Annotated in this window: 15 protein-coding genes and 1 tRNA gene; 7 read left to right on the forward strand and 9 right to left on the reverse strand. The window is 37.9% G+C overall.

Annotated features, from left to right (window positions below; genetic code table 11):
* Positions 1-11: 11 nt before the first annotated feature.
* The 6 genes from RB622_RS05585 to RB622_RS05610 all read right to left on the reverse strand — a co-directional run bounded on the left by RB622_RS05585 (position 12) and on the right by RB622_RS05610 (position 2,942).
* Positions 12-926, reverse strand: a complete 915-nt coding sequence (locus RB622_RS05585; RefSeq protein WP_308045547.1) for a hypothetical protein — start codon at positions 924-926, stop codon at positions 12-14.
* A 38-nt stretch (positions 927-964) separates the two neighbouring features.
* Positions 965-1,120, reverse strand: a complete 156-nt coding sequence (locus RB622_RS05590; protein WP_308045548.1) for a hypothetical protein — start codon at positions 1,118-1,120, stop codon at positions 965-967.
* Positions 1,121-1,442: 322 nt separating this feature from the next.
* Positions 1,443-1,727 (reverse strand): helix-turn-helix domain-containing protein, encoded by a 285-nt coding sequence (locus RB622_RS05595; protein WP_308045549.1) that lies wholly within the window; start codon positions 1,725-1,727, stop codon positions 1,443-1,445.
* Complete coding sequence (locus RB622_RS05600; RefSeq protein WP_308045550.1) at positions 1,715-1,945, reverse strand: hypothetical protein; 231 nt, start codon at positions 1,943-1,945, stop codon at positions 1,715-1,717. The genes RB622_RS05595 and RB622_RS05600 overlap by 13 nt, the downstream gene beginning before the upstream one ends.
* A 2-nt stretch (positions 1,946-1,947) precedes the next feature.
* Complete coding sequence (locus RB622_RS05605) at positions 1,948-2,676, reverse strand: phage antirepressor KilAC domain-containing protein (RefSeq protein WP_308045551.1); 729 nt, start codon at positions 2,674-2,676, stop codon at positions 1,948-1,950.
* Positions 2,677-2,723: 47 nt separating this feature from the next.
* A complete protein-coding gene (locus RB622_RS05610; protein ID WP_308045552.1) occupies positions 2,724-2,942 on the reverse strand; it encodes a hypothetical protein in 219 nt (72 codons plus the stop codon).
* An 83-nt stretch (positions 2,943-3,025) separates the two neighbouring features.
* Between RB622_RS05610 and RB622_RS05615 the strand changes: the two genes are divergently transcribed.
* The 7 genes from RB622_RS05615 to RB622_RS05645 all read left to right on the forward strand — a co-directional run bounded on the left by RB622_RS05615 (position 3,026) and on the right by RB622_RS05645 (position 7,463).
* Positions 3,026-3,763, forward strand: coding sequence for a S24 family peptidase (locus RB622_RS05615; protein WP_308045553.1), 738 nt, complete (start codon positions 3,026-3,028; stop codon positions 3,761-3,763).
* Positions 3,764-3,791: 28 nt separating this feature from the next.
* Positions 3,792-4,091: a hypothetical protein gene (locus RB622_RS05620; RefSeq protein WP_308045554.1), complete on the forward strand. Its 300-nt coding sequence runs from the start codon at positions 3,792-3,794 to the stop codon at positions 4,089-4,091.
* Between the two features lie 42 nt (positions 4,092-4,133).
* The gene (locus RB622_RS05625; RefSeq protein ID WP_308045555.1) at positions 4,134-4,673 is read left to right on the forward strand and encodes a hypothetical protein; all 540 of its coding nucleotides are present in this window, start codon (positions 4,134-4,136) and stop codon (positions 4,671-4,673) included.
* A gap of 118 nt (positions 4,674-4,791) precedes the next feature.
* Positions 4,792-5,391, forward strand: a complete 600-nt coding sequence (locus tag RB622_RS05630) for an Ig-like domain-containing protein (protein WP_308045556.1) — start codon at positions 4,792-4,794, stop codon at positions 5,389-5,391.
* Positions 5,392-5,622: 231 nt separating this feature from the next.
* Positions 5,623-6,018 (forward strand): hypothetical protein, encoded by a 396-nt coding sequence (locus RB622_RS05635; protein ID WP_308045558.1) that lies wholly within the window; start codon positions 5,623-5,625, stop codon positions 6,016-6,018.
* A 183-nt stretch (positions 6,019-6,201) separates the two neighbouring features.
* Complete coding sequence (locus RB622_RS05640) at positions 6,202-7,113, forward strand: hypothetical protein (protein ID WP_308045559.1); 912 nt, start codon at positions 6,202-6,204, stop codon at positions 7,111-7,113.
* 14 nt (positions 7,114-7,127) lie between these two features.
* The gene (locus RB622_RS05645; protein WP_308045560.1) at positions 7,128-7,463 is read left to right on the forward strand and encodes a hypothetical protein; all 336 of its coding nucleotides are present in this window, start codon (positions 7,128-7,130) and stop codon (positions 7,461-7,463) included.
* A gap of 92 nt (positions 7,464-7,555) precedes the next feature.
* On the opposite strand, the gene RB622_RS05650 is transcribed toward RB622_RS05645, so the two are convergent.
* The 3 genes from RB622_RS05650 to RB622_RS05660 all read right to left on the reverse strand — a co-directional run bounded on the left by RB622_RS05650 (position 7,556) and on the right by RB622_RS05660 (position 9,506).
* Positions 7,556-7,630 (reverse strand) — tRNA-Val (locus RB622_RS05650).
* A 21-nt stretch (positions 7,631-7,651) separates the two neighbouring features.
* Positions 7,652-8,968 carry an MFS transporter gene (locus tag RB622_RS05655; protein WP_308045561.1) on the reverse strand — a complete coding sequence of 439 codons (1,317 nt, stop codon included), beginning with the start codon at positions 8,966-8,968 and terminating at the stop codon, positions 7,652-7,654.
* Between the two features lie 82 nt (positions 8,969-9,050).
* Complete coding sequence (locus RB622_RS05660; protein WP_308045562.1) at positions 9,051-9,506, reverse strand: hypothetical protein; 456 nt, start codon at positions 9,504-9,506, stop codon at positions 9,051-9,053.
* Positions 9,507-9,714 lie beyond the last annotated feature (208 nt).

The following is a 9,714-nucleotide window of genomic DNA, read 5'->3' on the forward strand; positions in this document are numbered from 1 at the left end:
ATGAATGTTGATTATTTTGTAACCTCACCCGTTTCCGGATCTACATTTACAGCAGCCTGTCCGTCAAATTTGTCTGCTGTAGTTACAGCCGGTTTGCCAGCTGCCGCATTTGCTTTGTTCATTGCGTTTTCGGTCCTGCTTTTAATATCCTCAGCTTTTTGCTTTGCATCCGACGCAATTTTATCAGAATCAGCGGTGTTTTTCTTAAAGGTCTCAACTACTGATGTAGTGCCTTCTTTAATGGCATTAGCAAGACTTCTCAAATAGAAAACATTTTCCTTATTGATATCCGAAATCTTTTTTATTTCCAGATGCTCAACAATTTGTTGTTCTGTAACTCCAATTTTGAGAAAGTAGGCCACAATTTTCTGGCGTGTTTCTTCCAAATCTATCGACTGACCTAACGCCACTTGTTTGATGTTTCCAATAACCTTTTTGGTAACAGCCTTAGGAATTACCTTAAATACAGCATTCCGAAAAGCGATAGAAGAAGCTGCGTTACCAGTAACTACCTGCATATCTTCACTGAAAGTCTGGCCGGATTTGTTTGTGATACGACGCTTTACTTCAACGGAGGTTGCAAAGTTGGTTTCCAGATCATGACACATTCCCTGTGCAGTAATCGTTTTCCCATCATTGCCAATTATCCGAGTTTGAACTCTGATATTTCCCCAGGCTCCGGCAAATATTTCGGCCATACGAACTGACAACCCTTCAATCACAGCAGTATCGTCGCCTTTCCCTCGTCTTAGTGCATAGAAACAATCCTCAGCTGTTTCTTCATCCATTGTAGCATACATTTCAATGGTTTTCAAAACATTGGTAATGTTTCGAGGGTATTGCTTTGCCGTTGCAATTTGGATATCAACCTCGGCTCTGTTTAGAGCGCTAATCATTTCGGTTTGGTTAATCTGAATTACTTCCATTTTATTTGATTTATTAAGATTTTACAATAAACTACTAACTATATACGCGAATTATTTCTTCGCTTAAAAAGGCCTTCAAGAAGCATCGGGAGCATAATAATCACTGCAATCACACATACACCCACACCAACACCCCATGCGTATCCATTCTCGCCGATCACGGCAAGCCAGTATTCCAGTTCGATGAATTTCATTTTTTACACTTGATTTTGATAGTGATAAAAACAGTGAAAACGATTAGTAAAAGTGGCAGATAACCAAATTCCCGTGTGTAAAGTGTCGGATTTGAAATGAGCCAGTTTAAGACCGGTTTTAGAAAATGAATAGCTGCCGGCGTAAGTGCGAACGCGATAAAGATTACAAACTTTTCCATTTTGATTTTCGAAAGTGTAAGAGCCTGTCAAACGTTTGAACCAATAAGATGGGGAAAACAATTATAACCCCAAGGATTGAAATCAATACCCAGACAACATCAATTATCCAGGTAATAAATGCGTGTAAAAGCTTGTTCATGATTTATGTTTTACGTTTTTGGATTCTGTGTTCCTTTAAGAATTCGTCGAGATCGGCAAGCTTATAGGTGATTTTCCTGCTATGCTGCGAAAAAGAGACTTTCCTGTCGTCTTTTAACTGATGCAGTCTCCTTTCAGAATATCCCAGGTAATCAGCTGCTTCTTTATGTGTGAGCGTTTCAGGTGTAAGCCGGTCCTTTGCTATCAAATCAACAGAGTCGGACAATTTTTGCACAAGGTCAGTCATTGCTTTCCATTCCGAGTGCTCAATCATGATCATTGCCTGCATATCGTTTCAGGATTTATGTGTTGAAATAAATTTTTTAATCCATCAAACAGCAGCGCTCTACTCGTTAACTGCTCAGGTGACATTTCGCACTGATTCATAATACTGGCGATAAACATTTGGTAAAGCTCCTCCTGCAATTGCGCTTCTGAATCATATGACAGAATAAAACCTTCTACTTGGAGATGAATCTTATTGAGGTTTAGTTGCGATTTTGGCATTCTTACCTTTTTAAAAATTTGTTGATGAAATGAATTTGACCTTCTCCTGTAATCTTAGCTGTTTTCCCAATCGTTACCCGGCCATCGGAATGTGCTATGGAGGTTTCTTTGATTTTAAAGAGGTTTCTTTCCATGGCATATTGGGTTGGCATGTTGTAATCAGTGGCGGACCGGCTGATTAAATAACCGTTCTTTCTCAACCATTCGAAGAATCGATTCTGCCCCATGTTGACGCCATTCTGCTTTAAGATCTTGGCCATTTCGCCCACAAGAATCGCATCGTTTGAAACTGATACCGCATCTGCGAAAATTACTTTCGGTTTGTCGGATTGGATCTGCTTAGTCTGCTCTTCAATTTTCCTTGCCTGGTCAGCGGCCAACTGTAATGCCTCCGACAATGTTTGTGGAATTCGAACACCGGCAACAACTTCTTTCAATCTTTTCTCGCAAGCGATGAAATATTGGCGAGCTTGTTTTCCTTTGGCGGTGCGCTGGATCATTGAGATCTCCTTTGCGGAATCAAGCGTTATCGCATAGTCAATGCTTGGGCGACCTCCGGTACTTTTCGCCAAAATTGGCGTAAAGTCTTTCCCTTCCTCAAAGCCATAATCGAACATTTGTTTGCACCAGTTTGTAAAGTCTCTTTTTACTTCAAGGAACACATATAAATCTCTTGATGAAATTATGTTTTTACCACCTTCGCTAACTGAAATCGGAATAAGATTCTCCATATTCTAATTGATAGTAGATAACTAATAAATGACAATTAAAAACGTAATTACAGCGCAAGTAACTTCCTTCTCGTTGAATCGATCACCTTGGATTGCGCGCTTAAAATATGCTCCAACGTATCAGCCCTAACCTCGTCGCCGCCCTTAATCGCCCTCTCATAGGTCTTATACGTGTACGTGCTTTCCTTGACAGCCACCATGACTTTTCCCATCTTTATCAACTCATTATGCCGTTCGGTTAGTTTTTTATGAATTGATTTATCCATTTTGGTTACTTTTGTTTTAGTATTGCACTTGTTTTCTATTTGACATAACAAATGTACTTGAATATTTTCTACTTACAAGTACATTGAGAGAAAATTTTCTAAAAATGTTTTCACAGAGACTTAATGAATTCATAATCAACTATTTAAAAATAACACCATATGCCCTAGAAAAGAGCATTGATGTTTCCAATGGGGCTATTTCCAAGGCGATAGCCAATGGAAAAACTATTGGAATGGATACATTGGAGAAAATATTCATCAAATATCCAGATTTAAACTTAGAGTGGTTAATTTCCGGAAATGGAGAAATGACAAAAAGAGAAAGAAAAAATGAAATACTGAGTGGCCAAAAACTTGTAAATAGCTCAGTAGAAGCAAAAGAAAGCACTATCATCTACGACGATCCACTTAGAAATATTCCCGGCAGCATTCCTTTTTTTGAATGGAGACAAGGCCAAGGCGGTCCGGTGACAGTTTATAATGACACAAATGAAATTCCATCCACTTATATATATTCCCCAGGCTTTGAAGATTGCACTTTTGCTTGTAGAGTCAGTGGCGATAGCATGGAGGATAGAATAAAATCAGGAGACATCATCGCCTGTAAGGAAATCAATAATAGGGAATCCATTTCTTTCGGGGATATCTTTCTGGTTGTAACTGCTGAATATCGACTAGTTAAAATAATACGCCGAAGTCCTAAGGTTGGATGGATTATCTTAAGGAGTTACAATAAAGATTTTGACGATATGGATATGAGAATGGAGGAAGTCTTGAATCTTTATTTAGTTAAAGGAGTGATTAAGAAGACCCATATATGATTAATAGTTAACCGAACCCTCTCTAAAAATGAAAAAACTATTACTTCCCTTTGCCTTGTTAGTTTTATTATCCGCGTGCGAAAACAATGATATATCTACGGGTAGAAAAATTTATGAAAAATACCTTCAAAAAACTCTAAAAGACCCCGAATCGCTTGTGATCCATGAAGAAAAAGTAGAGTTACTAAAATCACCTGAGGTGAAATTCACCGTAGACTACGGCGCGAAAAATGGCTTCGGGGCAATGAATAGGAGCACAATGGTATTTGAGACTCATGGTTCTTTTGATTATCTCACAGTAAATGGAAAATTTACAAAAATTGAGTAGTGAAGTATTCTGGGCTCAGAAAAAATAATCCAGCAATCATAAATGGCAAAAAAATCATTTTTCAGCAAACTGTTAACCTCCGTAGCGAAAGATATTTTCAAAACGCCAAAGGTTAGTAAAATTGGCAAACAAAAGAGTGCCCCAAAAACCATTGAATATATATCCTCTACACAAAAGAAAGTCACTACTAAAAGTCTCGAAAAATATATTAAAGGGGCGGTGATAGATCCGCATACTTTGGATTTGCTTACTAACGCGACATTATCAGGTAAAAAGTCAGTCATTGTTGAGCAGTCATTGCTAAATGAATTAGAGGAAGGTAGAAAGCGGTTTATTTTTAATGAAAAGGAATGGAAAGAGTTGATGAACAGAAAGGCAAAGGCCAAAGCTTATGAAAAATCCGGCAAACTTGAACAAGCTGTATCGACTTATAAAGATTTGATTGTGTTTGGGATTGCAAGCCAAAATCTAACAATAACGCATTACGGATATGATGTCAATCGCCTCAGAATAGTTTTAAACAAGCTTAAACGAAAAGATGAGTTTACGGAATTTTTGAATGAACATAATATTTCAATTTAGAATCAAGCCGGTTCGGAAATTCTGGTTTTTGTTAATGCATTGCCGATAACTCTCTAACCGATACCCCCGCACTTACTAAAAAGTACAATAATATATTTAATCTCTACCTCCTTTTAAAATGAAAAACTTACTTCCTCTACTTTTATCAGTGCTATTAATCACATCATGCTCAAAAAAAAGTGATCCAGAGCCATCCGTGATTATTGATTCCCCGACATTGGGGCTTAAATATGACCAACAACATCAATTTGCGTTAAAAAAGGGATCCGAGGATATCTTTGCTTCAACATTCGCCTGGAAATCATCTAATGAAAAAGTCGGTAAAATCGATGCTAATGGAAGATTTACAGCTCGAAAAATTGGCGAAACTACAATTACTGGAACTTCAAATGGAAAAAATGTAGAGAGCAAGGTCACAATTTCACCCTTAAAGACATTTGTGACCGAGCCAATTCTTGAGTTTGGTTCAACTATTGCAAATGTTAAAAGTAAAGAAAAAAGGAAGCTAGTACAGGAAACAGATGATTTGCTAGTTTATGAAGGAGAGAATAGTAAGGTAAAATTGATTTCCTATTATAAACAAAACGGGAAAATTACAACTGCATTATTGATATTTGAAAATATAACGACCACTGTAATGGATGTTACCACTTACTTTAAGGAACGCTTCCCCCAACCATGGTTTAGCTGGTGGCAATGTTGTCCACTTGAGCGATGATCGAAAATATGGCATTATATTATCTGTGAATGCTTCACTCGGATTTTTTACAACATATGCCATAGGTAATTCAGATGATCTAACTTCAAACTCAGAAATTAATAGAGATTTCTCAGATAAGCTTTCAAAATTATTGAGCGAGTGAACTGGCCTATAAAAAAGCATAATAACCAATCATTGAAAACAATTATCGTATCAGAAAATTAAAACAGACTCTCCAGTATATAATCAATGAAAAAGACTCTCCTCATAACATCAATATTAACAGGAATTTCACTGAGCACCTATTGTCAGGTATTCTATGTAACACCTTCTGAGAAAAAATTTGAATCAAAAATTATTGACAAGTTAAAGTATGAAGGTGTAAAACTGACAGAAGATAAATTACAGTCAGATTACACAGTTGATTGTCTTTTAGATGGCCAGTATAACGCGTGGAAATTAGGTGCAATGTTTCACGGATATGTCAAGATTTCCGACTCCAAATCCGGTGAAGAAATTGCACGAACAAAGGAAGTTGGTAAAAGCCCAAGTGCATACAATGGATTTCAAGCGGGACCGAAAATTATGTCAGTTATCGCCGACAAGTATTTAATGAAAGCTATTGCGTTGGTAAAATCTAAATAGATTAGCTACCGCCAGTGATAAGCCATCTATCCCCTATCCTTCCATCGATCCATGATACCACCACCAAAAATTACATCCAAAAACTTGAATATAAGTATAGTCAAACAAATCAGGGTTACGCACTGAACAACTGTGTTAAGCTCTAAAAAAATATTTATTAAATCCTTCATTTGTGCGTGTGTTATGAATTTGATTGAAGTTTTCGAAATTATTAAAGATATTAATCCATCTGATCTCGATCTATCTTATGAAGTCTATTTCAACCCAAATAAAAATGAAAATAGATATCAAATTAGTCCGATTAAAAATGTACAATATTACATAAACATAATTGGTAAAACCGGACTATTCGATGACCAAATTGGAACAATTAAACATTCAATATTATATACTACCGATACTGATTCAATAGACACTAGCATTGCAGAAGCTGATAATTTGAAAGCTATACTTACCAATTTAAAATCAACTGTATTTGCCTTTAAAACCTATCTTGAAAACAACATTAATCTTGACGAAGGTTCCAGTATACGAATAAAGCTACCAGCAGCTGATGATTTCGATGAATTAGGAAAATATATAAATGACTTAAAAAGATCTATATCATTGCCAATTCGACTTGATGGCATAGATGGTGATATAAAAATTTTGAGAGGGGAGCCGGGCTCAATATGGCTCGTAGTTCTTGTAGTTGGACAAAGAGCCCTAAAACTAATTGCCGAATTGTGCTGGTCAGCAGCTGTGGTGAGAAGAAAACACTTGGAAGCTGATATTATGGTTCAACAATTGAGAGAACTAAAACTCAGCAATGACATGAGAGAAGCTGTTATTAATGCCCAGAAATTAGCTATTAACACATTAATAGATGCCGAAGCAAGCGCTGTTATGCATAGCTTCGACATACCAAGCAAAAACGAAAGTTTAGAACATTTAAAATTATCAATCAAAACACTTGATGAGTTAATGTCAAAAGGTGCTGAATTCCGTCCCGCATTGAACATGGAAGAAAGTGTATCTACGCTATTTCCTACGAAAGAAAATACCCCATTAATTCAATCTCGAATAAATCAAATATCAGAGGGAGAAAAACAATAAAATATTCTACATAGATGACAGAAGAACTACCAAAAAAGCGCCGCGGCCGGCCACCTGTAGAAGAAAAAAAATCTACGGCGAAAACTGTGCCAAATACTGAACGTCCTGAGCTGTTAGAAATCCACGAGAGATTTTTCGTAATGTTGGAATACCTGCTACAAAATGGTGTGGTAAAAAACTTCAACTCGTTTGCTATTGAAAACGAAATCAAGACTGCTCACTTATATCAGATGAGACTCTATCCAAAGAGATATCTGATCCCGGGAACGCTACTCTCCCTGGTCATAAAAAAATATGATATTTCCGGAGACTGGTTAATGGCAGGCATTGGAGAAATGCTCCGAAAATGAGCAAAATTTAGAGTTTGTTTCAGCATTGTTTCAGCAGAAAAACAAAAAGAGCTGCAATAGTCTATATTACAGCTCCTTAGAAAAATCATCCGTAGGACGTAGCGGGCTCGAACCGCTGACCTCCGCCCTGTCAAGGCGGCACTCTGAACCAACTGAGCTAACATCCTTTTTATCGTTGCAAATATATACTAATTTGTTTTTGTCTCCAATCCATATCGATACACTTTTTGTGAAGGGATTCTCGATAGCAGAATAAGTCCGATCACAAAAATAACCAAGAGTGCCAGAATACTGTTGCGCATACTGCCCGTTACCTGCTCGACAGCACCGTAAATAAAAGTCCCGATTACAATCGCCAATTTCTCCGTCACATCATAAAAGCTAAAAAATGAGGCTGATTCGGACGTATTGTCAGGAATAAGCTTAGAATAGGTCGCCCGTGACAGCGACTGAATTCCCCCCATAACCATACCCACCGCACAGGCGATCAGGTAAAATTCCATGGCTTCGGTGGTATAATACGCACCGGAACAAATCCCGATCCAGATCGCCACACCAATCATCAATGCATAAATATTTCCTATCTGCGAGGATAGCCAGGCGAAAAGAAAAGATCCGGCAATACCTACCAGCTGAATCAAAAGAACGGTAATGATCAGGCTTTGAGAGGGTAATTTCAATTCGTTTGCCCCAAATATAGTAGCCACATACATCACCGTACGAAGTCCCATCGTGTACACAAAAAAAGCACCCAGGAATTTGGCAAGGTATGGCTGCTCTCTAAGTTCGCTATAAACCTTCCCGAGCTCCGTAAAACCATTGAATATCCAGTTTTTAACCTGTTTTTTTCCATGCTGACCCGAAGGCAAATAACGAAAAGGAATCTGAGCGAAAAGTATCCACCAGACACCCACCGTAAAAAATGAAATTCTGGCTGGCATTGCTTTGTCGGTAATGCCATAAATAGCGGGAAATAAAACCATGCTCAGATTAAAAAGCAGGAGCAGCACGCTGCCGAGATAGCCCATCGAAAATCCTCTGGCGCTGTAACTATCAAAATTATCCTCAGTTGCAATTTCGGGAAGATAGGAATCGTAAAAAACGATGCTCCCACTCCACCCGATCAGGCTCAACGCAAAAATGATGACGGAGAAATTGAGTGTATCTTTTGTAAAAAAGAACAGCAACATACAGCTGATCGCCCCCAGGTAACAGAAAAATTTCATGAACCTTTTTTTCTGACCCGTAAAATCCGCAATGGCCGTGCACAAAGGAACAAGTAATGCCGTTAGTAAAAAGGAGGCGGAAACCGTGTAAGAAAACAGCACGGAGCTCTTGACCGAAAGCCCGAAAAAATCAACCATTCCCGTTCCGGCAGATGCATTTAAAGCCGCCGCACTAAAATAAACGGGAAATATGCTTGAAACAATAACAAGAGCATGGACTGAATTGGCCCAGTCGTACATACACCAGGCGTTAATAATTTTCGGGTTATTCTTTTGCATAAGCAGAAATTTACTGCAAAATAAGAAAAGCGGCAGATTAATGCTGCCGCTTTTCTGTACAATCATTGAATATAGGCCTGAATTATTTGATCACCGGCTCAAATACCATAATCGCTTCCACTCCCGCAACGCCATTTACAGGCATTTTGTTTTTTAATTTCAATTTGCTGTTGCTGATTTCCTCAACACCAAATGCACCCGAGAAACCGCTAATTTTTATGTCAAGAATATTCGTGTCTTCTTGTAACGCCCAGGTTCCACCATTCGTGACCTGCTGCGTATTTTTGTCCTTCGCTTTTACGACGTTATTCTGCAAAAATTGAATTTCCATTTCGGAGATAGCTCTTGTTTCCAGATTCAGCTGGCTAGGCGAAATGGCTACGCCTTTCAAATCCGTCACGGAGGTCATAAGCCATGGATAATTTACAAGAATTTTGCTCTTTTCCGTAGGCTTCGCGGGATCGTCACTATCTTTACCACAGGAACCCAGCAGAAATAAAATGGCAAATACAGCAACAAGATTAATTAAACGGTTCATTTTTGCGTTTTTAAAGTAATAGGTTTGGCTAAACCACCCGTTTTCAGATTAAGAAATATAATCTATCTTAAATAAGAAATATAATCTATCTTAAAATAGTTAAATTAACTGAGTTTCGGCTGGCATCGCAAAAATAACGATTTGTTTCATCAATTCTTATCGATCATCACACAAATATGTCATTGAAATATTTACACATTAAAATTAT

This window comes from Dyadobacter sp. LHD-138 (genome assembly GCF_030929615.1).
GTDB lineage: Bacteria > Bacteroidota > Bacteroidia > Cytophagales > Spirosomataceae > Dyadobacter.

Excerpts from the sequence above, each read along its gene's own strand:
- RB622_RS05585 (WP_308045547.1), bottom strand. The coding sequence starts at position 926 with ATGGAAGTAATTCAGATTAACCAAACCGAAATGATTAGCGCTCTAAAC.
- RB622_RS05590 (WP_308045548.1), bottom strand. The coding sequence starts at position 1,120 with ATGAAATTCATCGAACTGGAATACTGGCTTGCCGTGATCGGCGAGAAT.
- RB622_RS05595 (WP_308045549.1), bottom strand. The coding sequence starts at position 1,727 with ATGCAGGCAATGATCATGATTGAGCACTCGGAATGGAAAGCAATGACT.
- RB622_RS05600 (WP_308045550.1), bottom strand. The coding sequence starts at position 1,945 with ATGCCAAAATCGCAACTAAACCTCAATAAGATTCATCTCCAAGTAGAA.
- RB622_RS05605 (WP_308045551.1), bottom strand. The coding sequence starts at position 2,676 with ATGGAGAATCTTATTCCGATTTCAGTTAGCGAAGGTGGTAAAAACATA.
- RB622_RS05610 (WP_308045552.1), bottom strand. The coding sequence starts at position 2,942 with ATGGATAAATCAATTCATAAAAAACTAACCGAACGGCATAATGAGTTG.
- RB622_RS05620 (WP_308045554.1), top strand. The coding sequence starts at position 3,792 with ATGAAAAAACTATTACTTCCCTTTGCCTTGTTAGTTTTATTATCCGCG.
- RB622_RS05625 (WP_308045555.1), top strand. The coding sequence starts at position 4,134 with ATGGCAAAAAAATCATTTTTCAGCAAACTGTTAACCTCCGTAGCGAAA.
- RB622_RS05630 (WP_308045556.1), top strand. The coding sequence starts at position 4,792 with ATGAAAAACTTACTTCCTCTACTTTTATCAGTGCTATTAATCACATCA.
- RB622_RS05635 (WP_308045558.1), top strand. The coding sequence starts at position 5,623 with ATGAAAAAGACTCTCCTCATAACATCAATATTAACAGGAATTTCACTG.
- RB622_RS05640 (WP_308045559.1), top strand. The coding sequence starts at position 6,202 with ATGAATTTGATTGAAGTTTTCGAAATTATTAAAGATATTAATCCATCT.
- RB622_RS05645 (WP_308045560.1), top strand. The coding sequence starts at position 7,128 with ATGACAGAAGAACTACCAAAAAAGCGCCGCGGCCGGCCACCTGTAGAA.
- RB622_RS05655 (WP_308045561.1), bottom strand. The coding sequence starts at position 8,968 with ATGCAAAAGAATAACCCGAAAATTATTAACGCCTGGTGTATGTACGAC.
- RB622_RS05660 (WP_308045562.1), bottom strand. The coding sequence starts at position 9,506 with ATGAACCGTTTAATTAATCTTGTTGCTGTATTTGCCATTTTATTTCTG.